The organism is Nonomuraea terrae, assembly GCF_004348995.1.
Classification (GTDB): Bacteria; Actinomycetota; Actinomycetes; order Streptosporangiales; family Streptosporangiaceae; genus Nonomuraea; species Nonomuraea terrae.
The window spans coordinates 24,234-46,682 of sequence record NZ_SMKQ01000003.1; the positions used below are offsets into that span (position 1 = coordinate 24,234).

The following is a 22,449-nucleotide window of genomic DNA, read 5'->3' on the forward strand; positions in this document are numbered from 1 at the left end:
TATCAGGTGAAAATCCGGGTTAACCGCGATGTTCTGGCTGATGCGGTGGCATGGGCCGCCCGCGTCCTGCCGAGCCGCCCCGTCGTCCCCGTTCTCTCCGGGTTGCTGCTGGAGGCGGGCGACGAGTTGACCCTGTCCGCTTTCGACTACGACGTCTCCGCGCGGGCCGCGGTCGACGCCGACGTGGCCGAGGAGGGCAGGGTGCTGATCCCCGGCCGGCTGCTGGCCGAGATCAGCCGCAGCCTGCCCGCCGACGACGTCGAGATCGTCACCGACGGCCAGGAGGCGGTGCTGACCTGTGGGAGCGCGGAGTTCGGCCTGATCACGATGCCGGTCGAAGACTTCCCGACGCTGCCCACGATGCCGCCGGTCGTCGGCGCCGTCGGCGGCGGGGTGTTCGCCTCCGCGGTCGGCCAGGTCGCCCCCGCGGCCAGCCGCGACGACACGCTGCCGATGCTCACCGGCATCCGCATCGACATCGAGGGCGAGTCGGTGGCGATGGCGGCGACCGACCGCTATCGCATCGCCGCCCGCGACTTCACCTGGCGCCCGGTCGGCCCCGACGTCGCCGTCTCGGCCATGGTCCCGGCGAAGGTGCTGGTCGAGGTGGCCAAGTCGCTGCGCGGCGGCGAGGTGGCGGTCGCGATGGGCGACGGGGTGGCGGGGTTCGAGAGCGTCGGGCGCAGCACGACCGTGCGCCTGCTCGACGAGCAGTTCATCGACTACCGCTCGCGGCTGACGTCCGACTGGTCGATCAGGGCCGATGTGGCGGTGGCGCCGTTCGTGGGCGCGATCAAGCGTGTCGCGCTGGTGGCCGAGCGCAACACCGCGATCCGGCTGTCGTTCAGCCAGGGGCAGGTGCTCATTCAGGCGGGCGGCGGCGACGTGGGCCGCGGCACCGAGGTGGTGCCGTGCGAGCTGCGCGGCGACGACATCCAGATCGCCTTCCAGTCGCAGTTCCTGCTCGACGGCCTGACCGGCATCGACACCGAGCTGGCCCGCATCAACCTCGAGTCGCCCACCAGGCCCGCCCTCGTCCAGGACGTCCCGGGCGACGCCCAGCCGGTCTTCCGCTACCTCGTCATGTCGCTGCGTCAGACCTGAGCCCCGCCTGGCGCTCGGCGACCAGCCGGAAGACCCTCTTGAACTCCGCGTACGCCTCCTCGCCCACGGCCCGGGCGTGCTCCGTCTCGATGGCGGCGAGGACGGCGTCCGTCGCGGCCGTCAGTTCGCGCCCTCTCGCAGTGGGCACGACCAGCTTGGCCCGCCGGTCGGCCGGATCGGGCCTGCGCTGGACGTAGCCGAGCGCGACCAGCTCGTCGACGAGGGTGCCGATCACCTGCTTGTGCTGCCCGGACTGCGCGGCCAGGTAGGTGGCCCGGCTGCCGGCGTCGTCAAGGTAGGCCAGCACCGCGCCGTGCCGTGGCCGCAGCCCCGCGTAGCCCAGCTCAGAGATCTTGGTGAACAACTCCCGCTGCAGGCTGAACAGTGTCCGGCTGGACAGGATGCCGAGATCGGGATCCTGCCGCTTGCGTCGGCTCCTGCCCACGGGTGAAGGGGTCAGGCCTCGGTGAGGGCGATGAGGATGTGCTCCATGCAGGCGTGACCCGCCCGCTCGGCCGCCGCCGCGTCGCCGGCCGCGATGGCCCGGGCGATCGCGTCGTGCGGGATGTAGCTCTTGTTCAGCGACGTGCCGGCCGCCGTGATGCTGGCCCGCAGCGCCGCGGAGAAGTCTTCGTACAGGTCGATCAGCACGAGGTTGTGGGTGGCGTGCGCGACCGCCATGTGGAAGGCCAGGTCGGCCTCGACGAAGTAGTCGGGGTCGTCGAGGTCCCAGGCCCGCTCGCGCTCGGCCAGCGCCTCCTCGATGCGGCGGATGTCCTCGTCGGTGCGACGCGTGGCCGCCAGCCGCGCGGACTCGACCTCGAGCGCCCGGCGTACTTCGAGGATCTCGAGCTGCTCGGCCTGGCGCAGCCGGCGCAGCATCGCGCCGGACAGCTCACTCGTCGCCCGGACGTATGTGCCGTCGCCCTGACGGCACTCCAGCAGCCCGGCGTGTGTGAGCGCGCGCACGGCCTCGCGAACGGTGTTACGCCCCACTCCCAGCTGCTCCGCGAGGACAGTCTCCGTGGGGATCTTGCCGTTCATGTGCCAGGATCCTGATGTGATCTGCTCCTTGAGCTGATCGATCACCTGGTCGACGAGCGAAGCCCGCTGCGCCGTACGCAGACTCACAGTCCGCCTCCTCCGGGAAAGCCAATCATCCTATGAGTCAATGACTGGGGGATCCTCATTATTCCAGACTCAATGGGGATTAAATCTGGAGCTCCCGGAGGTTAGCGAGAAACTACGGCGTCGATCGTCACCCCTGCCATGGCGGAGCGAACTCCGGCAGCTTCGAGGGCCTTACGATATGTGGCGGTCTGCTCTGCTCGGCACGCGGCCCTGCCGTAAAGGTCGCCGAGCTCGCGCCAGCAGCGCGCGGCCGGACGGTCGGATCCGAACACCGGGCGGTCGAGCGCGTCGAGCACCTCCTGCGCGCTGCGCAGGTGGCCGAGGGCGTCACCGCCCCGGTCGAGCGTCACCGTGGCCAGCACGAGGTGGGCCTCGGCCGGGGTCGTGCCGGAACGGTCGTGGGCGAGCCCCAGCGCCGAGACGGCCAGCTCGCCGGCGCCCACGGGGTCGCCGGCCCGCAGCCTGACCCGCGCGTGGACGATCAGGCTCTCACCATGCTCGCCCGTGGTCGCGGAGAACGCCGCGAACGCCTGTGCCGCGGCGCCGACGAGCCGCTCGGCCTCGTCGATCTCGACCGTGGCCAGCCTGGCCCAGTGCATCGCCGTACGGGCCAGTCGCAACGCGATCCGGGACTCCCGCCCCGCCATGATCGCGTCGTCGGCCAGCCGCACTGCCAGCGCGGAGTCGTCACCCGCGGCGGCCGCCGAACTCGCCTGCCACAGCGCGGTGATCTCCGCGGAACGGTCCATAACCACGGGGACACCGGCCGCGCCGAGCACCTGCCCGACGTAGGTCATCGCGGGGGAGTCGCCCTCGCGTTCGCTGCGCGCCTCGACCAGGGCCGCGGCCAGGTCGACGGCGATCTCGCCGTGCGTGATCGACAGCCGCTCGGCCTGAGCCAGCGCGGTGGCGGCCAGGTCGCGGGCCCGCAGCCGGTCACCGGCCTGCTGGTAGCAGCGGCTCAGCGCGATCGTGAGCGGCAGGTCGGCCAGCCGCTCGGGGTGGGCCGCGGCCTCGCGGCGCAGCCGTTCGAACGCCTCCACCGCCTGCCCGAGCCGGCCCTGGGCCTCGAACGCGCGCGCCCGGCCGAACCGCGCCTGCGCGGTCAGCATGGCGTTCTCCTCGTCGGCCACCTTCACGATCTCGGTGAAGCGCTCGGCGGCCACGGCCGGGTCGCCGTGGTGGAGCTCGAGCTCGGCGTGACGCAACCCGAGCTCGGTGTCGATGCGCTGCCGAGGCTCGATCCCGTGAAGGAGGAACTCGGTGGTGCATCCGAGCCGCTCGGCGAGTAGCCGGGCGACCACCGGAGTGGGCGTGCGCTTGCCGGACTCGATGAGCGAGACATAACTGTCCGACAGGTCGGGTCCGGCCAACTGGGCCTGAGACATCCGCCTGTTCAGCCGCAGTCCGCGGACGCGGTCACCGATGGTTCCCTGACTCGGCATCTCATCTCTCAAGGCGGGGAAGGGTCAACAACAGGCAATGATTGCATGAAGTAGCCGAATCTGGTATCCCCACATGAAGAATTTGCCACGGGGAGATTAATCGTCGCCGTCGTCCTTGCCGGGGAAAAGCATCTGGCAGACCTCGAGATACAAGGTCTCCGGATACGGAATGTATTCGACCGTTGACAGAGCCTGGTCTTGACCGGCGGACTCGAGGATGAACTCACCGTAACCGAGCATGCGCCCGAGTAGAGATCTTTGGAAGCTCATGTCGGTGACCTTCGCCAAGGGCATCATCGCGACCTTGCGCGTGATCAGCCCGGTGGTCAGCAACATGCGCTTGGAAGTCACCACAAAGTAATCGACCGACCACTCGGCGACTTTCCATACAAAGCGGATCAGCAGCAGCAGCCAAAGCCACCACACGACCACGAGAGCCGTGCCGCCGCCTTCGTTGCTGCCGAAGAACCTGCTGAGCAGCCCGGCGATGATCAGGCCGCCGAGCACCTCGGCGACCGGGCGGAGCAGGATGGCCGGGTGCCGGCGCACCATGATGACTGATTGTTCGTGGGGGAGGAGGTAGCGGTTGACCGACGATGGAGCGGAGTCCCCGTGGGTCACCAGTCTCATGAGAGGTTGTTCACAAATTGAGCCAGCGAGTCGGCTGCGTTGAACACCGTGTCGAACGCTCCTCTCACCGCGTCCGCGGCATCAGCTGGTCGCGCGAACAGGTAGTACGCCACAAACGCGATACCACCGTATGTGAGGACTTTTTTGACCTGCACCGTCGCCTCCGTGCCACTTGCCACTCCACCCGCCAACTACATTACCCACCTGCAAGCCGGGGTAAAGGTAACTTGGCAGGTTAGTTCTGATCTTGCTTAGCCACGTTCGCTGGCCACCAGAGCCAGCACGTGAAGGTGCTTGCGCGCGATGCGCTCCACCAGGCTGGGATGCGCGTAGCCGGTGACCTCCAGCGCGCCGTAGTGCGCTGCTTCCACGCAGCGCGTTACGGTGGCCGCCGAGTGAATGCCGGCGAACTCATCGCACAACACCGCTTCGACCTCCGCGTACGGAGTCGGATCCGGCTGTGTGTGATCGCTCATCGTCGCCCCCAACGCGCGTGCGGAAGTTGCCTTCCGGGTCTGTTCGTACCCACTCAACCACAGTATGTAACGAAGTGGTGACCCCATGTGACGGGAAAGGGGCTTTTCCTGTCAATCGGCCGGGTCAGACGACGCCGTAGAGGCGGTCGCCCGCGTCGCCCAGGCCGGGCACGATGTAGCCGTTCTCGTTGAGGCGTTCGTCGAGGGCGGCGGTGACCACGCGGATGGGCTTGCCGGAGTTGGCGAACACCTTGTCCATGTACGCCAGGCCCTCGGGCGCGGCGAGCAGGCAGATGGCCGTGACGTCGACCGCGCCCCGGTCGAAGAGGAACTGCACGGCCGCCGCGAGCGTGCCGCCGGTGGCGAGCATCGGGTCGACGACGTAGCACTGCCGGCCGGACAGGTCGTCGGGCAGGCGGGTGGCGTACGTCTCGGCCTGCAGCGTGGACTCGTTGCGGATCATGCCGAGGAACCCGACCTCGGCCGTGGGCAGCAGCCTGGTCATGCCGTCGAGCATGCCGAGCCCAGCCCGCAGGATGGGCACGACCAGCGGGTACGGCTTCGCCATCCGCACCCCGCGGGCGGTGGAGACGGGCGTGTCGACGGTGACCTCGGCGACCCGGACGTCCCGCGTGGCCTCGTACGCGAGCAGCGTCACCAGCTCGTCGGCGAGCCTGCGGAAGGTCGGCGAGTCGGTGCGGACATCGCGCAGCGTGGTGAGCTTGTGGGCCACGAGCGGATGATCGACGACGAGGGTCTCCATGGAGGCCAACGCTATCTGGTGCCGCTCTCGGTCGCACCCTCGCCTACCTGCGCGAAATGCGGAATATGACGTGCCGTACGTTGGGCGGGGTGAGGCATGGGAAGGGGCCGTGCGGCTCACGCCATGGGTTTTGATCACAATTTGGTCGGAGAGGCACACGCCGAGTGGCGGGTTCTGGAACGATTGGGTGCTGGTGATATTTGCCGTGTCAGAGGTCGGTTGGAGATGGCGATGACAGACGAAGACGCTCTCGACTTCGCCATCGTGGTTTATCGCGAGGACGACCGCTGGGATGCGGAGATGCTGCCTGTCGCGCTCACGTCGGATCTGAAGGGGCTCATTCACGCCCTGAAGCAGCAGCCGAGTGAGAGCGGCACGATCGGTCTGGTCGCGGTGGGCGACGAGTTCTTCGTGGCGCTGCGGGTGCTGGGCGAGCGGGTCGACGTGTTCCTGTCCGACATCGCCGCCTCGTGGGACTTCCCGCTGGCGCGGGAGGTGCTCGACTATCTCGACGTCCCCGTGCCGGACGAGGAGGAGCTCGACGAGATCCTCCAGGACGAGGAGACCGTGCTCCCTGCCGGAGATCTGTCGATCTTCGCCGATCTCGGGTTGGACGAGATGGAGCTGGGCATCCTCTCCGGCGACATTGACTTGCTGCCCGAAGACGTGTTGTCCAGCATCGCCGCGCGGCTCGGCTTCTCCGAGCCGTTCGAGCGGGCCATCGAATCGGTCTTCGGCTGACCCCCCTGGAGCGCGGACATGGCGTCCAACACCTTCTCTGCGGCGTTCGTCAGGACCACCGACGGCTGGAGCGGCGCCGAAGTCGATCTGACGGATGCCGAGATCGTCGACGACTTCGGTGACGCGGTCACGGAGACGCTGGGGCTCACGGGCGACGAGCTGGCCTTGCTCTGCGTCGAGGTCGAGGACGAATGGTTCGCCATCGTCCGGTACCGGGGCGACGACGAGCCACGGGTCTTCCTGTCGGACGCGCACGCGGTGCCGTCCAACCGTCTGGGCGAGTTGTTCGCCGAGTTCGCCGGCGTGGTGCCCGACAAGGAGGCCAACGAGCTCGGCGTGCGTCCCGCGGGCGACTTCGAGGCGCTCAGCGACCTCGGTGTGAGCAGCGAGGAGCTGCTGGAGCTCAGCATGGAGGAGGGCGTGCTGCCGGCTGACATCCTGTCGGTGATCGCCGAGCGGCTGTCGTTCGCCGACGAGCTCGACCGGCTCAGGTGACCCACGCGGAGGCCATGCGACTGGCCCTGGCGGAGGCCGCCGCGGCCGGCGACAGGGGTGAGATCCCCGTGGGGGCGGTGGTGCTCGGCCCTGACGGCGAGGTGCTGGCCGCCGCGGGCAACGACCGCGAGTCCGCCGCCGACCCGACCGCCCACGCCGAGGTCCTCGCGCTGCGGCGGGCCGCCGCGCGCCGCGGCCGGTGGCGCCTGAACGGCTGCACGCTCGTGGTGACCTTGGAGCCCTGCACGATGTGCGCGGGCGCGGCGGTGCTGGCCAGGGTCGACCGCATCGTGTACGGCGCCGTCGACGACAAGGGCGGTGCCGTGGGCTCGCTCTGGGACGTCGTGCGCGACCGCCGGCTCAACCATCGGCCCGAGGTTGTGATGGGCGTTTTGGCCGAGGAATGCGGTGACGTACTGAAGCGGTTCTTTGCCACTCGCAGAATCCGGTAAGCTCGTGCGCGGTGGTGTCGCCTAGTGGCCGAGGGCGCACGCCTCGAAAGCGTGTGATGGGGCAACTCATCCGTGGGTTCAAATCCCACCACCACCGCCACAGCCGAAAGGGCCCCCGAGATCTCGGGGGCCCTTTCGCTTTCCTTGCTCAGGCGGGCAGTTCGAGGACCCTCGCGTGCAGGATCGAGCGCTGGTGCAGCGCGGCGCGCAGGGCGCGGTGGAGGCCGTCCTCCAGGTAGAGCTCGCCCTGCCACTGCACGACATGGGGGAACAGGTCGCCGTAGAAAGTGGAGTCGGCGGCCAGAAGAGAGTGCAGGTCCAGCATGGCCTTCGTGGTGATCAACGAGTCGAGCCGGACCTGCCGTGGCGGGATCTGAGCCCACTCCCTGGGGGTCAGACCGTGGTCGGGGTAAGGGCGTCCGTCGCCGACAAGCTTGAAGATCACCCCCCTGATTTTAGGAGAGAATCCGACGACTTGCGTTGTCCGATGGCATCAGCCCAGGTCATTGAGGTCGCAGTCGGCTGGGGAGCCGTTCTCGTAGCCGCGCTCGAACGCGTTGACGCGTTGCGCGGAGCTGCCGTGGGTGAACGATTCTGGGTCGACTCTGCCCATGGTGCGCTGCTGGATCCTGTCGTCGCCCACGGCCGCCGCGGCGTCGAGGGCCTGGGCGATCTCCGTCTGGGTGAAGGGTCTTTCGTAGAAGCCGGTCGTGGTCGCGTTGTGCGCCCAGACGCCGGCGTAGCAGTCGGCCTGCAGCTCGACGGGGACCGAGCTGCCCGCGTCGAGCGCGCCGAGCAGGTTCTGCACGTGGTGGCCGTACTCGTGGGCGATCACGTACGCCTGGGCGAACGGGCCGCCCTGCGCGCCGAACTGGCGGTGGAGCTGGTCGAAGAAGCTCAGGTCGAGGTAGACGCGGCGGTCGCCGGGGCAGTAGAACGGGCCGGCGGAGGAGTCGGCGGAGCCGCAGGCGGTGCGGACCTGGCCGGTGTACAGGACGGTCTTCGCTAGCCGATATTCGGATATTTCCTGCTTCCAGTAGTCCTGGATGCTGTTGACCACGCCCACCACCCGGCACCGCTCCGACTGGTCGGCGTCCTTGCCGGTCTGGCACTGCTGCGACAGGTTGGACGGAGGCCGCTGCTGGGCGGGCTCGGCGCCGCCGCCCACGTTGTTCAGGACCATCACGAGCACGAACACGATCAGGCTGACGATGCCGCCACCGCCGATGATCATGCCGCCTGGTGGGCCTGAGAAACCGCCGCCGCCGCCCGCGTCCTCGACCTGGGAGGAGTCGAGGTCGGCCTGGTCCCTGAAGTCCATGTTGACGTCCCTTCTGGGTCATCGTCGCAAGGACGACTTCCCAGAAAAGCCGCGAAATGACGTCAGATGCGGCCGGTGAAGGTGTCGCAGCGTGTCGGGTCGCCGGTGTCGTACCCGATGCCGAACCACCTCGTGCGCTGCTCGGAGGTGCCGTGCGTGAACGCGTCGGGGGTCACGCGGCCCTGGGAGCGGCGCTGGATGCTGTCGTCGCCGACCGCCGCGGCGGCGCTCAGCGCCTGGTCGATGTCGGCCTGCGTGAACGGCGCCTCGTAGAAGCCGGTCTTGACCGCGTTGTGCGCCCAGACACCGGCGTAGCAGTCGGCCTGGAGTTCGAGGCGTACCGACGGGCTGCCGGCGCCGGGACGGTTGTCGCTGCCGACCCGGTTCATGGTGCCGAGCAGGTTCTGGACGTGGTGGCCGTACTCATGGGCGACGACGTACGCCTGGGCGAACGGGCCGCCCTCGGCCCCGAAGTCGCGCTGGAGCGTGTTGAAGAACGACAGGTCCAGGTAGACCTTGCGGTCGGCCGGGCAGTAGAACGGGCCAACGGCGGAGTCGGCCATGCCGCAGGCCGTGTCAACCGCCTGCGAGAACAGCACCGTCCTGGCCGGCGTGTACGTCCGCCCCTGTTCGGCGAACGCCTGCCGCCAGTACGACTGGATGCTGTTGACCGTGCCGACGATGCGGCAGTCCTCCGACTGGTCGGCGTCGGCGCCCGTCCGGCAGCGTTCCGCGAGGTTGCCGGTCGGGGAGGGCGCGGAGGTCGGCGGCGGGCTCGGCATCCGGCCGCCGCCCTGCTGGCCGTCCTCCTCGCCGGGGAACGGTGAGGGCACCACCCCGAACAGCAGCATCCCGACCGCCGCGACGATCAGGATGAGACAACCGCCGCAGCCGCCCCGGCGGCCGATGGGCAGCATGCAGCCGCCGGGCATTCCGCCGGGGCCGCCGCGTGGCGACGGACCGGAGGCCCTGGCGTCCTCGACCTGCGAGGGATCGAGCCGCGCATCGTCGTCGAACTGCATTCCGCGGTTCTTCCCCGTAGTGGGATGAATACGCAGGGCAATAATAGTTGCATGATTTTTTGGGATTTGTCGGATATGTGCCGGTATGACGGGGGGATTGATCGGATCGCGCTGGTTTCTCTGGGCATGGTGCTCACGCCCGGGCCGAACATGATCTATCTGGTCTCCCGGTCGATCACGCAGGACCGCCGCTCGGGGATGATCTCGCTGACGGGGGTCTTCCTCGGCTTCACCGTGTACCTGACCGCGACCTGTCTCGGGCTGACGGCCGTTTTCGCGTACGTGCCGGCCGCGTACACGGCGCTGAAGCTCGCCGGGGCCGCGTACCTGCTCTGGCTGGCCTGGAACGCCGTCAGGCCGGGCGGCGCTTCGGCGTTCGAGCCGCGCGAGCTGCCCGTGGAGCGGCCCGGCAGGCTCTTCTCGATGGGGTTGCTGACCTGCCTGCTCAAACCCCAAGATCGCGATCCTGCACCTGTCGCTGCTGCCGCAGTTCGTCGACCCGTCGATGGGACACGTGTTGCTGCAGAGCCTCGCGCTCGGGTCCGTGCAGATCGCGGTCGGCACGCTGGTCAACGGCCTCATCGTGATCTCGGCGGGTGCGCTGGCCGCCTTCCTGGCCCGGCGCCCGGTCTGGCTACGCGTGCAGCGTTACGTCACCGGGACCGTGCTCGGCGCCTTCGCCGTCAGCATGGCGACCGACCGTTCCAAGGCCGTCGTCAGCGCCTGAGCACGTTCACCGGTCGAACCATGTCGCCGACGACGGCCGGCACAGCAGACCGAACACCGCCCCGGCCATGATCGCGCCCAGCAGGTTGCCGATCGTGACGTCCTGCACGAGCTGCCAGAGACCCAGCAGGGTGATCAGCAGCTCCACCACCAGCCCGGCCGTACGGACCCAGCCGCGCCGCGAGCGCATCCGCAACGCCAGGAACGCGATCAGCAGCAGCGTCGCCAGCGGGACGGCCAGTCCCGCGACCAGCATGCCGGCCAGCGCGACGGGAAACGCGCCACCCAGCAGGACGACCAGCAGCAACACCCCGACCAGCCCCAGGATCGCCTGCACCCACATGCAGAACCGGGCGACGGCGACGGACGGCGGCATCACCTCGACGTCATACGACTCGGACATCTCGCCTCCTCCCTCGGGATCGTGAACGGGAGTGACGAGGGCGGCAAATGCGGACTGGGTATGTGCCGACGTCACGGCGCGGTCGCATAACCGGCCGGCATCAGGGCCTGACGCTTTCACCGGAAAGGGCCCCGGGGAAACTCGTCACAGGGCTATGAGGCCCGCGTTCGTCGGCCGGAACCCGCAGGCGCCGAAGTAGAAGTCCTTCAGGTCGTCGTCGAAGTCGACGTGCAGCCACTCGCAGCCGGCCTCCCGGGCGTTCGCGGCCGCGAGGGCGACGAGCCGCGCGCCGACGCCGGCCCGCCGTAGCCCGCGCGCCACGAGCGTGTCGAGGACGAAGGCATGCACGCCGCCGTCCCAGGCCACGTTGACGAAGCCGACCAGCCTGCCGGAGTCGTTCGCGCACACCCACCCGAGGCTGTGCCGGTTGACCTGACCCCACCAGTCGTCGCCCAGTGGCTCATGGCCGAAGCCTTCGGCGTGCAGCGCGTTGAGCGCGGCGTTCTCGAACCGGCCCCGCCAGGCGTACTCCACCGTCATGCGGCGACGGTAGACGCCGCGCGCCCGCGTGCGCAAAGAGATTTCAGGACGTGGAGTGAGGCGGCGGTATGGCCACCACGCCGAGCATGAGCTGCCGGCGGTCAGGTCCGGGCCCGTTGTCCCTGAGCGACTCGACCAGCTCGCGCATCACCGTGTGGATGCGGGCTACCTCCTCGGCATCCACCAGTGCCTTGGTCAGCAGCTGGCCCGCGTCGAGATGCGGGTCGCCTTCGCCGCGCTGGTCGAGCGCTTCCCCGGCCTGCGCCTGGCCGTACCGCCCGAGGACGTGCCGTTGCGTACCAAGTCGGACTTCTTCGGCGTGCATGCGCTTCCGGTCGCCTGGTAGGGAGCCGGTCTCGGGGGTGCTGTCAGGGGGCGTTCAGGGACGTCCCGGACGCCGTCCCGGCCTGCTTCCTGGAGACTCATGCGCATGAGGAGCTCAGGTGTGGTGGCGGGTTCGGTGGCGCTCGCGGCGGTGTTGACGGGGTGCGGCCTCGCCGGCGCGCTCGAGAAGGACACGGTGTCGTACGACGTCACCGACAAGGTGAGCGCGATACGGATCGAGGCCGACTCGGGCGGCATCGAGGTCGTCGAGTCGGACCGGCAGGGCGTCCACGTGACCGAGCGCCTCACCTGGCGCAAGGACAAGCCCGAGGCCACGCATGAGACGCAGGGCGACACGCTGGTGCTCGGGTTCAGCTGCCCCGGCGGCTGGCTGGGCGGCGGGAGCTGCGACGTCGGCTACGAGGTCGAGATCCCCAAGGGGCTGCGCGTCACCGCCGTCAGCGACTCCGGGAACGTGACGCTGCGGGACCTGTCCGGCGACGTGGACGTCACCAGCGACTCGGGCTCGATCGAGGCCGGCGGGCTGGCGTCCCGGCAGGTCGTCATGGAGAGCGACTCGGGCGCCATCACGCTGGCCTTCACCGCTCAGCCGGACAAGGTCGAGACGTCGGCCGACTCGGGGAGCACGGAGGTGCGCGTGCCGGGCGGGCCGTACAACATCACCACGACCACCGACTCGGGCCGCAAGGAGATCGGCACACCGCACGACGCCTCGGCCCCGCGCTCACTCACCCTGTCCAGCGACTCCGGCGCCATCAAGGTCACCGGATCCTGAACGACCCTTCCATGGCGGACGTGCCGGGGCCGCTTCGGAGGTCTCCGGCATGGTCCCTCCTTTGAACGCGTGAGCGATACGGGGCGGCCGACAGCTGAGCGCTGAACCGGCCGAAAGTACGTGCGAGACCCCGACTTGTGGTCGGTGTCCGCACCGGGCCACATCTCCAGGATGAGGCCCATGCTTCATAAAGATCACGCTTTAGGACTGAACGCCGGAGGTCTGGCCCGCGGTCCCGGTGTCCCCGCCGCCCGCGCCGAGGCGACGGCATGGGAGGCCCCGCGATGACCTCCCCGGGCCGAGCGCGTATCGCCGCGCTCGACGTCCTGCGCGGGTTCACGCTGTGCGAGATCCTGCTCGCCAACATCCAGCTGATAGCCAACGACGGCACCGCCGTCGTGACGCAGCCCATGGGCGACTGGGACCCCTGGCTCGGGCTCCCGATCTTCTCCCTGCTGTTCGGTATCGGGTTCTCGCTGCTGCTGGACTCCGCCGCGAACCGGGTCACCCGCCCATGGCTGGTCCTGCTGCGCCGGCTTGTGGCGCTCCTCGCGATCGGCCTCGTGCATATGCTGCTGTGGCCGGGCGACATCCTGACCAAGTACGCGATCGTCGGCATGCTGGTGTTGTTGCCCTCGACCTGGCTGCCGCGGTGGGCCGTGGCCGGCCTCGCCGCCGCACTCGTCCCGGCCGCGCTCGTCTTCGGCGGGGGTGGACCCTTGCTCATCGCCGGGCTGTTCCTGCTGGGCTCGGCACTCGTCCGATACGGGGTGATCGAGCAGATCGACCGGTCCGCCCGAGGGCCGTTCCTGCTGGGCCTGGTCTTCGCGGCGGGGGCTGTCTCTGCCCTGTGGGTACAGGCAAACGTGCGAACGGGGGCGGACACGGCGCAGCCGTCTTTCACGTCCAGCCTGGCGGATCTGCTGCTCGCCGGTGTGTACGTGTGCGCCCTGCTGCTCCTGCTCAGAACACCGCTGCGACCGGCGCTGCGGGCCGTCTTCGTGCCACTGGGCCGGATGGCACTGACCAATTACCTGACCGCCACACTCCTCGTCCTGGCGGCCACCCACATCCTCGGCCTGCCGATCGGGCGATCCTTGACGGCGGCGTACCTGGTCGCGGGAGCCATCCTCACGGCCCAGTGGCTGTTCGCCACCCTCTGGCTGCGCCGCCACCGCCAGGGCCCCATGGAGTGGCTCTGGCGGTGGGCCACCTGGGGCCACCGCTCGGTCCTGCGCATCCGCACGAACTGAGCCCATTCACGGCGCTGGTCAAGACGCATGCGGGGAGACCGGGAACAGCAGCGATCGTCGAAGTCGGTGCTGTCGAGGTGCTCCGAGCAGGGCGTATCAACGTCGCGACAGGTAATCGCCGAATTGGTCCTCCATGAGATCCCAGCACGATCTGTAGCGGATCTCGCTCGGACGCCAGGACGCGACATCCCATGCCTCCCACGCGCCATCCGGACCGATGACGTGCGGGTTGAGCGGGTACACCTGGCCCTCGTTGTGCTCGGACAGGTAGAGGCTGTCAGACATGGACTCTTCGCCCATAGGGCTGAGGCCCTGTGAGCTCTCTATGTGATCCCAGGACCGGGCGAGTTCCGGGTCGACTTCACGAGTCCAGTCGACTTCGGCCAGGCTGCGCCTGCCGTGGTCCGGCGCTCGGCGTGGCCCCAGGAGAGGTCGTCACCACCGTCGATGCACGGTTGCCTTACCACCGGTCACCAGGCTCGCCGGCGGAACGTCATCGGCCACGACCGCGCCGGCGGCGACCACGGCATCACGGCCGATGCTGACCCCGGGCAGGATCGTGGCACCGGCGCCGATCCACACGTTGTCCGCCACGTCGATGGGCGCGCCGCTCAACCACCCCCGTCGCTCCTCAGGATCGACCGGGTGACCGACGGTGATGAACGTGGCCTTTGGTCCGACCATCACGCGCTCGCCGAGCCGGATGCCGGCGTAGTCGAGGAACGTGCAGTTCTGGTTGATGAACACCTGCTCGGCGAGGTCCAGGTGAAGGCCGTGATCCGTGTAGAAGGGCGGATAGATCGTGACTCTCGCCGGCAGCGGCTTGCCGAGGATCTGTTCGAACAGTTCCGCCTTGCCCGCTTCGTCCTCGAAGGGCAGGACGTTCAGGCGGGAGGTGAGCTCGGTGGCCCGCAGGACCCTCTCGGCCATGGCCTGGAACTCGGCGCCATGGATGCGCATGAGACGGTCACTGGACATGCCACGACCCTTTCTGGTGTACCGGTTACTGGATAAGCGCTGGTGGAGGCTGCTGTCCGCAGCCGGTCGAGTCGCCTCTGTCGGGTTAGGACCTGTGAGCGTGTGCGCTGTCGCCGCGCCGCGGCGTCGTCGCCCAGGACGGGAGCCAGACCGTCTCAGGACAGCCTCGGCAGGCTTCCGAGGTGGGTGATGAGTCCACGGAGTCCTGGGTGTGGATTCGTTCTGGGGAGGATGAGCGAGAGCGGGTAGGCGAGGGTGGGATTCACGATGGGGATGCGGCGCAGGTCGTGGTTCGTCGGCCAGATGTACCGGTCGCGTGCCCCGACGAGGGTGGCCACGTCCGCGGATTCCGCGAGGGTGTCCAGGAGCACCTCGTCTCCGAAGTGCGGGCCTACCGCGTCGATGCGTAGGTCGAATTCGGTGGCGAGCTGATCGTAGAACTCCGCCCATTCGCTTCTGGGCGCGATACCCGGCACCCAAATCCGGTGCTTACGCAGCTGCGGCGGCGTCAGGCTTCGCGCGGAGGCGAGCGGATGTCTCGGGCCGACGAGAAGCTGCAGCGGAGAGCCGAACGCGTGAATCATCCGCACGTCGGGCGGCAGTGTGTGTGGGGCGGTGACGGTGCGGAACGAGGCGTCGATATCGCCTGCTTCGACGGCCGCGGCCGCCACGCGCGGGTCGTCGACCCGGAGAATCACCACGTCGAGGTTCGTTTCGGGATGTAACCGCCAATAGTCGTGCAGAACAACGGCCTGCGCGCTCCGCAGGCCGAGAACGTCGATCCGAAGGGCCCGGAAACCCGGCATGACCGCGGTGATGGCGCGATCGACACCCGCGACGATGCTCCGCGCGTGGGGGAGAAACGCCTGACCGTCGAGCGTCAGCTCAACCCCTCGGGCGGTACGTGTGAACAGACGGACTTCCAGCTCGCGCTCCAGGGCGGCGATCCGCTTGGAGACTGCCTGCTGCGTCACGCCCAGCTCATCGGCCGCATGTTGCAGCTGCCCGAGCCTGGCCGCCCGGACGAACGATCGCAATGCCTCGGTGTCCACCGGCTCACCCTAGGCGCGCACAACTGATCGTTGTGGCTCGCCGTGGATCGGTTGTTTGATCACGCTCCGGCGTGACCGATGTGGTTCGAGCCACCGAACCGCCGGTTGTCCGTCGCGAGTGGCCAAGTGCGCGTAGCAGCACGTCACTCGGTTGTCCGGAACACGGTGGCCATGCGGGTTGACCGCCTGGCCGGATCCGGCCGCAACGTTGGGCGCCCGCCGGCTCCTCGGCCCAGACGACGCTCCTCGGGCAGTCGGAAGATTTGACACAGCCTTGTCACGATGTCGGTAACTATTGGTTGCCGCGTACTCATGCTCTGTTATGGTCCCCACTTGTCCCCAATTGGGGCAACCTTTACTCCTGAGGAGGAACATGAGGAACGCGAAGAAGGTGGCCGTCCTTACCGCTGCCGTGGCGACCGCTACCGCGCCCCTGCTGGCACTCGCCTCCCCGGCGATGGCCGCCCAGCCTGCCACGACCGCTCAGGCCGTGCAGAGCCAGTCACTGGACTGGCTCTCCCTCGACGCGCTCAGCGGCTCGAAGCTGATCCAGCGTGTCAAGGACCTCCTGGGCAAGGGCTACGTTCCCACGGCTCTGAACGTGACCAACGCGGCCAACCCGCAGTACACGTCCCTGTGGACCAAGGACGCCACCCGCAAGGTGAACGTCCTGCAGGGCCTGTCGGCCACGGACCTGCCCAAGCGCATCCAGGAGCAGGCGGCGGCGGGCTTCCAGCCCAAGCTGATCACCGCCACCGGTTCCGGTTCGAGCGCGGTCCTCGCGGCGGTTTTCGAGAAGACCGCTCAGCTGGGCAAGTCCCAGCTGAGCATGAGCAGGGAGACCTTCGTGAAGGTCAACACCGAGCTCACCGCCGCCGGTTACAGCCTCGCGTCGCTGGACGTGTACGGCACGGTCGAGAAGCCCCTCTACGCGGCCGTCTGGGTGACCGGCGCCGTCGCGGGCACCGTCCAGGTGACGCTCGGCCAGACCGTGGAGCAGCGCGGCAAGGAACTGCTGGAGAAGACGAGGCAGGGTCTGCGCCCGGTCCTCATGGCCGTCGAACCCGGCAAGCTGTACACCACCGTGTGGAGCAAGGGCAGCTCGACCGGCCTGAAGGAGTACCTGGGCCTGTCCAAGGTGACCTACACGGTCAAGTCGGCCCAGATGAAGGCGCTCGGTTACCAGCCGCAGATCCTGAGCGCTGAGGACGGCGTCATCGCGTCGGTCTGGAGCAAGAGCTAGAAACCGGAAACGCCGCGACCCGCGATCTTGGGCTGAGTCCGGCACAGGATCAGTGTGCCGGACTCAGCTCAACGGTAGCGCAGGTCAGCGGCGGCTCCGCCGAGGCTGCTCGGCGTGCGAAGCACCGTCGACCGGTCGTGGATGCGGTTCGTGCGCCTCGCCGAAGCCGGCCCGGCCGCGACGGCGTCGGGGCCGCGTCGGTAGCGCTGTGCACGGCGGAAGAGGAAGTCGTCGATGGTCGTGCGGATGACGTCGCGGTCCTGCGCGCAGGAAGACGGCGAGCTCGTCGGCCAGCGTGGTCTGGATTCCTCAAGCCGACAGCGCGGGTTCGACGGCCCTGGGGGATCCGCTCGTCCTGGTGCGTGGAGGGCTCAACTGAGACCCAAACTCGGACGGAAAACCAGAAGGGGTGTGCCGTGATCACGGCACACCCCTTCTGGACTGGCGGAGGATGGGGGATTTGAACCCCCGAAAGGTTGCCCTTTACACGCTTTCCAAGCGTGCGCCCTCGGCCACTAGGCGAATCCTCCGCCGACGAGCTTACCGGACTTCTCGGGGTGTGCGGACCACGATTTCCAGTGGCTTCAGGGTGGAGCGAGCACTGCGCCGTCCGGCTAGACTGTCACTGGACCCCTCGCGCGGCGTCATCCTGTGAACCTCCCCAGGGCCGGAAGGCAGCAAGGATAAGCGGGCTCTGGCGGGTGTGCGGGGGGTCTCTTCGTTGGGAGCCCCCTCGCAGGCGGGATGGTCGCATGAGCCTTGCGCTTTACCGCAAGTACCGACCCGGGACCTTCGCCGAGGTCAAGGGTCAGGAGCACGTCACTGACCCGCTCCGGCAGGCACTGCGTACGGGCCGGATCAACCACGCCTACCTGTTCAGCGGTCCCCGCGGCTGCGGCAAGACCTCCAGCGCCCGCATCCTGGCGCGCTCGCTCAACTGCGAGCAGGGCCCCACGCCCGATCCGTGCGGTGTGTGCGAGTCGTGTGTCGCGCTGGCCCCGACCGGGCCCGGCCACCTCGACGTCATCGAGATCGACGCCGCCTCCCACGGTGGTGTCGACGACGCGCGCGACCTGCGTGAGCGGGCGTTCTTCGCCCCCGTCTCGGCGCGCTACAAGATCTACATCATCGACGAGGCGCACATGGTGACCCGCGAGGGTTTCAACGCGCTGCTCAAGCTCGTCGAGGAGCCCCCGCCGCACCTGAAGTTCATCTTCGCGACGACGGAGCCGGAAAAGGTCATCGGCACCATCAAGTCGCGCACGCACCACTATCCGTTCCGGCTGATGCCGCCGGCGACGCTCCGGGCGCTGATGGAGGAGATCCTCACCTCCGAGAACGTGCCGTACGAACCGACTGCGCTGCCCCTGGTCGTACGCGCCGGGGCCGGGTCCGCGCGTGACACGTTGTCCATCCTCGACCAGCTCCTCGCCGGGGCCGACGACGGCGGCATCACGTACGCCAAGGCCGTCTCGCTGCTGGGCTACACCGACGGCGACCTGCTCGACGAGGTCGTCAACGCGTTCGCGGCCCGTGACGGCGCGCAGGTCTTCCACACGGTCAACCGGGTGATCGAGGGCGGCCACGACCCCCGCCGCTTCGCCGCCGACCTGCTCGAACGCTTCCGCGACCTGGTGATCCTGGCGAACGTTCCGGAAGCGGCCTCCAGCGGGCTGCTCGACCGTCCCGCCGACGAGCTGGAGCGGCTCGTGCAGCAGGCCGCCTCGATGGGGCCCGCCGAGCTGACCCGCGCGGCCGAGGTGTTCAACGCCGGGCTCACCGAGATGCGCGGGGCGACCTCACCGCGTCTGCTGCTGGAGCTGATGTGCGCGCGCGTTCTGCTCCCGGGTGCGGCGCAGGGCGAGGCGGCCCTGCTCGCCCGCATCGAGCGTCTCGAACGCGGCGGCGCCGTCGCCCAGATGGCCGCCCGCGCGCCCTCGTCCCAGGCCCCTGCTCCTCAGCCGCCTGCGCCCAGCGCCCCCGTCATGAACGGCGCGTCGCAGCCTGGTCAGCCGGCAGGTGTTCAGACGCCGGCCGCCCAGGGCGGGCAGCCGGTCCCGTCCGGTACGGCGTCCCATGGCGGCGGTGACGCGGACGGCGGTGGCGCCGCTGCGCCCCGGGCCGCGGCTTCTCCTGGGGCGGACGACTGGCCGGAGGCGGTCAGGCCGGGGAGTCCGGCGCCGGCCCCGAGCGCTCCCGTCCCGTCTCCTCACAGTGGCGCCCCTCAGGGGGCTCCGGCGTCGGCCGGTACGGGTGGCGTTCAGGCTCAGTGGCCCGCCGTGCTCGCCGCGCTCAAGCAGCGCAGCATCGTCGTCTGGGCCAACGTGAGCACCAACGCCCAGGTGGTGGGCGTCGAAGGCAACATCGTGACGCTCGGCTTCACGCAGGTCGGCGCCATGAAGAACTTCACCGGCGGCGGCAAGGACGCCGTGGTGGCCGGGGTGCTGGGCGAGGTGCTCGGCGGCACCTGGAAGGTGGAGGCCGTCGTGGGCGGCTCGCCGGCGCCCTCCGCGTCGCGGGGCCCCGTACGTCCTCCGTCGCACGGAGGTGCGCCCGCAGGGCCGGTGCCCGGCGCCCAGACGGCCCCGCCGGCCGCGGGCCAGGGGACAGCCGGCCCTCAGGGGCGTACGGCGTCGCACGGCGCGCCCCACGACGACAGGGGCGGTGAGGAGGCCGCACAGCCGCCCGCCCCTCCGCCGGGACGTGCCACCACGGACGAGTCCTGGCCTGACGCTCCCGACGATCCCGGTCCTGCCGCCCCGCCCGGCCCCGACCCGACCCGTACCGTCGCCGCCGCTCCGGCGGGAGGCGGGGGAGCGGGTCGCGCCGCCGCGCGTTCGGCGGCTCAGGCGGCCGCCCAGGCGGGCCCGCGCGTGCCCTCCGCACGGGCCGGCGCCTCCGCCCGGGGCGGTGCCTCCGCCTGGCCGGAGGCGATCCCGGGACGCGACAAGAGCGCCGACGTGGACGACGTCGACCCCCTCAACGACGCCGACGCCGACGTGGACGCCGTCTCGGGCATGGCCTTGCTCGAACGCGAGCTGGACGCCCAGGTCATCGGCGAGATCGACCACACCTGACGCACCCCTGAGCGGCGAGCACCCGCCCGTCGTCTCCAGATGAGGCGTGGGCGGGGTCGCGCGCCGCACGGTGGCCATGCGCGCCGCCGTCGATCGACCACGTCCACGCCACGGCACCGCCGAGGTGATCCCCTCTGGCGTCTGACCCCGTCTGCCCACACCGGGTTGCGTCACAGGCACGGCTGTTCCCGCGTACACGGGAACAGCGGTCAGGAGATGCGTTCCGCAGCCGAAGCGGCCGGCCAGCCGCGGCTCGGGTCCGGTAGGTACGGGTGCGCGGCGTTCGCGAGGTCAGGGGAGGAGGCGGGTGCGGGCGGCAGCCGAGCGGAGGTCGGTCGGGGGGAGTTCGGCGAGGCGTTCCAGGATTTCGTAGTCGTCGCGGCCGTTGCAGGTCTGCGCGTACGCCCACAGGTCGTCTGGGGAGCCTCGGCGGAGTAGGCAGGCGCGGACCTGGGCCTCCAGCTCGTCGCGTTCGCGGCGGATCTCCGGTGACTCGGAGCGAGGGAGGAGAGGGCCGCCGTAGGCGGCGGCGACCCTGGCCGGGTCGCCCCCCGCCAGCAGGCGGCGGATCTCCAGGAAGTCGGCCTCCACCGGGCAGGTCAGCCGGTACGGCTTGGCCGCGATCGCGTTGCCGAGTTGGCCGCGCAGCCGGTGGATCTCCGCCCTGATGGTCACCGGGTTGCCGGCGTCGCCGTACAGGTGGAAGGAGAGCTGCTCGGCGGTCAGGCCGTGGCGGTGGAGCGCCAGGAGGGTGAGGATCTCGGCGTGGCGCAGTGACAGGGGACGCTCGATGTCGGCGAGTGACGCGGTCGGCGTGCTCTCCCCCAGGAACGACAGCCGCAGCGACGACGGCATGGCGGCCGGCGCCGGACGCAGCAGGTAGCCGTCGGAGAAGGGTTCGAGGAGGGCGACCGTGCCGTCTCTGAGGATCATGCGCTGGCCGGGCGCGAAGGTCGTCCCGGCGAGGGTGACGCGCCCGCCCAGGCCGCCCGCCGGGTCGCCGGAGATGACGCGGCCGGTGGACGACAGCAGGATGCCGGGCCGGCTGCGCAGTGACTCGTAACGGCGGCGCAGGCGTTCGTCGCGCTGGTGCATGCGCAGGGCGAGCTCGGTCTCGGCGAGCTTGGCCGTCGCGGCGACGAGGGCGACGGTGGCGGGGTGGAGGCTGCGGGAGGTGCCGCTGACGTCGACGCAGCCGATGATGCGGCCGGTGTCGGGGTCGGTGATGGGCGCGGCGCTGCACGACCAGATGTGCAGCGCGCGCATGAGGTGTTCCTCGGAGTAGACGTGTACGGGGCGCCCGACGGCCAGGGCGGTGCCGATGCCGTTGGTGCCGACGCTGTGCTCGGTCCACTGGTGGCCGGTGGCCAGGCCGATGTCGTCGGCGCGGCGCATGATCGAGTGGTTGCCCTCCCGCCAGAGCACCCGGGCGTCGCCGTCAGTGACGATCATGACGTGGCCGGTCTCCTCGGCCAGCCCGGACAGCGTCTTGGCCATCAGCGGCAGCAGCGGCTGCAGCGGATGGTTCTTGCGGATGTCGGTGATGAGCGAGGCATCGTAGACGAGCGGGGCGGACGTGCCCTCCGGATCGATCCCGGCGTCGAACGAACGGCGCCAGGATGCCCTGATGAGTTGTCTGGGCGACTCGGGCCAGAACCGCCCGGACGCTGCGGATTCGTACGCTCCGCGCAGGAGTCGGGAGTAGGCGTCGAGGTGGGCGTAACTCATCGGTCACTCCAAGTAGTCATGTAGAGCATCCGTCTTATGCCCGTTGTGCGCAACCTGTTCAGGGGGATTGCGGAGGGTGATTGAATGAGCGCAACGTGTGTGCAACGTAGGGTGAGTAATTTTTTTGACCAACACGTCGGCGTGGTGCGGCCGCTCCGCCGGCGTGATGGCCGGGTCTCGGGCGCTGGAGGGGGGCCGAGACCCGGCCAGGACATCACGGTTCGCCGCCCCGGCCAAGGGCGCCGGGGCGGCGTTCGCCGGAGGGCCGCGAAGTGGCAGCTGTCCCGGTAAGCGATCCCTGCACGAAACATGGTGACTCCACCAGTACATGACGGCGCCCAAACACCGTAGGCTCGTGGCAGTCAAGAACGCGGAGCCACGAGGAGCGCACGACGGTGAACCCAGGGGATGTCAACCTGCAGCAGCTGCTGGAGCAGGCCCAGCTCATGCAGCAGCAGCTCGTGAGCGCCCAGCAGGAGCTCAACGACGCGCAGATCGAGGGCTCATCAGGCGGCGGCCTGGTCACGGCCGTCGTCAACGGCTCGGGCGAGCTGCTCGAGCTCAAGATCGACCCGAGCGTCATCGACGGCGGTGACCCGCAGGACACCGCCGACACGATCGCCGACCTGGTGATCGCGGCCGTCCGCGACGCCGTGCGCGCGGCCGCCGACCTGCAGCAGGAGAAACTCGGGCCGCTGGCCCAGGGGCTCGGCGGCGGCGGCCTCGGACAGCTGCCAGGGTTCTAGGCG

General features: G+C 69.4%; 27 protein-coding genes, 2 tRNA genes, 1 other RNA gene and 1 pseudogene. 14 read left to right on the forward strand and 17 right to left on the reverse strand.

Going from position 1 to position 22,449, the window contains the following annotated elements:
- The first annotated feature begins 6 nt into the window (after positions 1-6).
- Positions 7-1,104: a DNA polymerase III subunit beta gene (dnaN, locus tag E1286_RS01830; protein ID WP_132608507.1), complete on the forward strand. Its 1,098-nt coding sequence runs from the start codon at positions 7-9 to the stop codon at positions 1,102-1,104.
- On the opposite strand, the gene E1286_RS01835 is transcribed toward dnaN, so the two are convergent.
- The 7 genes from E1286_RS01835 to upp form a co-directional block, all read right to left on the reverse strand.
- Positions 1,082-1,549, reverse strand: a complete 468-nt coding sequence (locus tag E1286_RS01835) for a MarR family winged helix-turn-helix transcriptional regulator (protein WP_132608509.1) — start codon at positions 1,547-1,549, stop codon at positions 1,082-1,084. The genes dnaN and E1286_RS01835 overlap by 23 nt on opposite strands.
- 11 nt (positions 1,550-1,560) lie before the next feature.
- Positions 1,561-2,235, reverse strand: a complete 675-nt coding sequence (locus tag E1286_RS01840) for a FadR/GntR family transcriptional regulator (protein WP_132608511.1) — start codon at positions 2,233-2,235, stop codon at positions 1,561-1,563.
- A 101-nt stretch (positions 2,236-2,336) separates the two neighbouring features.
- Entirely contained in the window at positions 2,337-3,680 is a 1,344-nt protein-coding gene (locus E1286_RS01845) for a helix-turn-helix domain-containing protein (protein WP_132608513.1), read from the reverse strand.
- A 96-nt stretch (positions 3,681-3,776) separates the two neighbouring features.
- Complete coding sequence (locus E1286_RS01850) at positions 3,777-4,310, reverse strand: PH domain-containing protein (RefSeq protein ID WP_111176071.1); 534 nt, start codon at positions 4,308-4,310, stop codon at positions 3,777-3,779.
- Positions 4,307-4,465, reverse strand: coding sequence for a hypothetical protein (locus tag E1286_RS47465; RefSeq protein WP_165969524.1), 159 nt, complete (start codon positions 4,463-4,465; stop codon positions 4,307-4,309). The genes E1286_RS01850 and E1286_RS47465 overlap by 4 nt, the downstream gene beginning before the upstream one ends.
- A 96-nt stretch (positions 4,466-4,561) precedes the next feature.
- Positions 4,562-4,786 (reverse strand): hypothetical protein, encoded by a 225-nt coding sequence (locus E1286_RS01855; RefSeq protein WP_132608515.1) that lies wholly within the window; start codon positions 4,784-4,786, stop codon positions 4,562-4,564.
- Positions 4,787-4,910: 124 nt separating this feature from the next.
- On the reverse strand, positions 4,911-5,549 hold the full coding sequence (gene upp, locus E1286_RS01860) for a uracil phosphoribosyltransferase (protein WP_132608517.1): 639 nt from the start codon (positions 5,547-5,549) through the stop codon (positions 4,911-4,913).
- Between the two features lie 225 nt (positions 5,550-5,774).
- Here upp and E1286_RS01865 point away from each other — a divergent pair, with 225 nt between their 5' ends.
- From E1286_RS01865 to E1286_RS01880, 4 genes are all read left to right on the forward strand, one after another.
- Positions 5,775-6,290: a tRNA adenosine deaminase-associated protein gene (locus E1286_RS01865; RefSeq protein WP_397057421.1), complete on the forward strand. Its 516-nt coding sequence runs from the start codon at positions 5,775-5,777 to the stop codon at positions 6,288-6,290.
- 18 nt (positions 6,291-6,308) lie between these two features.
- A complete protein-coding gene (locus E1286_RS01870) occupies positions 6,309-6,785 on the forward strand; it encodes a tRNA adenosine deaminase-associated protein (protein WP_132608521.1) in 477 nt (158 codons plus the stop codon).
- A complete protein-coding gene (gene tadA, locus E1286_RS01875; RefSeq protein WP_281282609.1) occupies positions 6,782-7,237 on the forward strand; it encodes a tRNA adenosine(34) deaminase TadA in 456 nt (151 codons plus the stop codon). Before E1286_RS01870 ends, tadA begins: the two co-directional genes overlap by 4 nt.
- Positions 7,238-7,247: 10 nt before the next feature.
- Positions 7,248-7,337 (forward strand) — tRNA-Ser (locus E1286_RS01880).
- Between the two features lie 48 nt (positions 7,338-7,385).
- Here the strand turns inward: E1286_RS01880 and E1286_RS01885 are convergent.
- From E1286_RS01885 to ypfJ (E1286_RS01895), 3 genes are all read right to left on the reverse strand, one after another.
- On the reverse strand, positions 7,386-7,682 hold the full coding sequence (locus E1286_RS01885) for a type II toxin-antitoxin system VapB family antitoxin (protein WP_132608525.1): 297 nt from the start codon (positions 7,680-7,682) through the stop codon (positions 7,386-7,388).
- Between the two features lie 48 nt (positions 7,683-7,730).
- On the reverse strand, positions 7,731-8,558 hold the full coding sequence (gene ypfJ, locus E1286_RS01890) for a KPN_02809 family neutral zinc metallopeptidase (protein WP_132608527.1): 828 nt from the start codon (positions 8,556-8,558) through the stop codon (positions 7,731-7,733).
- Between the two features lie 62 nt (positions 8,559-8,620).
- Complete coding sequence (gene ypfJ, locus E1286_RS01895; RefSeq protein WP_132608528.1) at positions 8,621-9,580, reverse strand: KPN_02809 family neutral zinc metallopeptidase; 960 nt, start codon at positions 9,578-9,580, stop codon at positions 8,621-8,623.
- 150 nt (positions 9,581-9,730) lie between these two features.
- On the opposite strand from ypfJ (E1286_RS01895), the pseudogene E1286_RS51115 reads away from it, so the two are divergent.
- Together E1286_RS51115 and E1286_RS51120 are read left to right on the forward strand one after the other, a co-directional pair.
- Positions 9,731-9,961, forward strand: a pseudogene (locus E1286_RS51115) (LysE family translocator); the annotation flags it as partial.
- Between the two features lie 100 nt (positions 9,962-10,061).
- The gene (locus tag E1286_RS51120) at positions 10,062-10,307 is read left to right on the forward strand and encodes a hypothetical protein (protein WP_281282611.1); all 246 of its coding nucleotides are present in this window, start codon (positions 10,062-10,064) and stop codon (positions 10,305-10,307) included.
- A 6-nt stretch (positions 10,308-10,313) separates the two neighbouring features.
- Here E1286_RS51120 and E1286_RS01905 read toward each other — a convergent pair whose 3' ends face one another.
- The gene (locus E1286_RS01905; protein ID WP_132608529.1) at positions 10,314-10,709 is read right to left on the reverse strand and encodes a hypothetical protein; all 396 of its coding nucleotides are present in this window, start codon (positions 10,707-10,709) and stop codon (positions 10,314-10,316) included.
- 144 nt (positions 10,710-10,853) lie between these two features.
- Positions 10,854-11,249 carry a GNAT family N-acetyltransferase gene (locus tag E1286_RS01910; RefSeq protein WP_132608530.1) on the reverse strand — a complete coding sequence of 132 codons (396 nt, stop codon included), beginning with the start codon at positions 11,247-11,249 and terminating at the stop codon, positions 10,854-10,856.
- Positions 11,250-11,304: 55 nt separating this feature from the next.
- On the opposite strand from E1286_RS01910, the gene E1286_RS51855 reads away from it, so the two are divergent.
- From E1286_RS51855 to E1286_RS01925, 3 genes are all read left to right on the forward strand, one after another.
- On the forward strand, positions 11,305-11,595 hold the full coding sequence (locus tag E1286_RS51855) for a cytochrome P450 (RefSeq protein WP_425464732.1): 291 nt from the start codon (positions 11,305-11,307) through the stop codon (positions 11,593-11,595).
- 84 nt (positions 11,596-11,679) lie between these two features.
- Positions 11,680-12,369 carry a DUF4097 family beta strand repeat-containing protein gene (locus E1286_RS01920; RefSeq protein WP_132608532.1) on the forward strand — a complete coding sequence of 230 codons (690 nt, stop codon included), beginning with the start codon at positions 11,680-11,682 and terminating at the stop codon, positions 12,367-12,369.
- A gap of 284 nt (positions 12,370-12,653) precedes the next feature.
- Positions 12,654-13,622, forward strand: a complete 969-nt coding sequence (locus E1286_RS01925; protein WP_132608533.1) for a DUF418 domain-containing protein — start codon at positions 12,654-12,656, stop codon at positions 13,620-13,622.
- Between the two features lie 96 nt (positions 13,623-13,718).
- Here E1286_RS01925 and E1286_RS01930 read toward each other — a convergent pair whose 3' ends face one another.
- The 3 genes from E1286_RS01930 to E1286_RS01940 all read right to left on the reverse strand — a co-directional run bounded on the left by E1286_RS01930 (position 13,719) and on the right by E1286_RS01940 (position 15,652).
- Positions 13,719-13,907: a hypothetical protein gene (locus tag E1286_RS01930; protein WP_132608534.1), complete on the reverse strand. Its 189-nt coding sequence runs from the start codon at positions 13,905-13,907 to the stop codon at positions 13,719-13,721.
- Between the two features lie 150 nt (positions 13,908-14,057).
- Complete coding sequence (locus E1286_RS01935; protein WP_132608535.1) at positions 14,058-14,600, reverse strand: DapH/DapD/GlmU-related protein; 543 nt, start codon at positions 14,598-14,600, stop codon at positions 14,058-14,060.
- 155 nt (positions 14,601-14,755) lie between these two features.
- Positions 14,756-15,652, reverse strand: a complete 897-nt coding sequence (locus E1286_RS01940) for a LysR family transcriptional regulator (protein ID WP_246074322.1) — start codon at positions 15,650-15,652, stop codon at positions 14,756-14,758.
- 373 nt (positions 15,653-16,025) lie between these two features.
- Between E1286_RS01940 and E1286_RS01945 the strand changes: the two genes are divergently transcribed.
- Positions 16,026-16,895, forward strand: a complete 870-nt coding sequence (locus tag E1286_RS01945; protein WP_132608536.1) for a hypothetical protein — start codon at positions 16,026-16,028, stop codon at positions 16,893-16,895.
- 442 nt (positions 16,896-17,337) lie between these two features.
- On the opposite strand, the gene E1286_RS01955 is transcribed toward E1286_RS01945, so the two are convergent.
- Positions 17,338-17,425 (reverse strand) — tRNA-Ser (locus E1286_RS01955).
- Positions 17,426-17,520: 95 nt separating this feature from the next.
- On the opposite strand from E1286_RS01955, the gene ffs reads away from it, so the two are divergent.
- Both ffs and E1286_RS01965 read left to right on the forward strand, forming a co-directional pair.
- An RNA gene (gene ffs / locus E1286_RS01960) (signal recognition particle sRNA small type) lies at positions 17,521-17,616 on the forward strand.
- Between the two features lie 31 nt (positions 17,617-17,647).
- Positions 17,648-19,972: a DNA polymerase III subunit gamma and tau gene (locus E1286_RS01965; RefSeq protein ID WP_132608537.1), complete on the forward strand. Its 2,325-nt coding sequence runs from the start codon at positions 17,648-17,650 to the stop codon at positions 19,970-19,972.
- Between the two features lie 291 nt (positions 19,973-20,263).
- Here the strand turns inward: E1286_RS01965 and E1286_RS01970 are convergent, their stop codons facing one another.
- Complete coding sequence (locus tag E1286_RS01970) at positions 20,264-21,700, reverse strand: helix-turn-helix domain-containing protein (RefSeq protein ID WP_132608538.1); 1,437 nt, start codon at positions 21,698-21,700, stop codon at positions 20,264-20,266.
- 395 nt (positions 21,701-22,095) lie between these two features.
- On the opposite strand from E1286_RS01970, the gene E1286_RS01975 reads away from it, so the two are divergent.
- Positions 22,096-22,446: a YbaB/EbfC family nucleoid-associated protein gene (locus E1286_RS01975; RefSeq protein WP_111184437.1), complete on the forward strand. Its 351-nt coding sequence runs from the start codon at positions 22,096-22,098 to the stop codon at positions 22,444-22,446.
- Positions 22,447-22,449 lie beyond the last annotated feature (3 nt).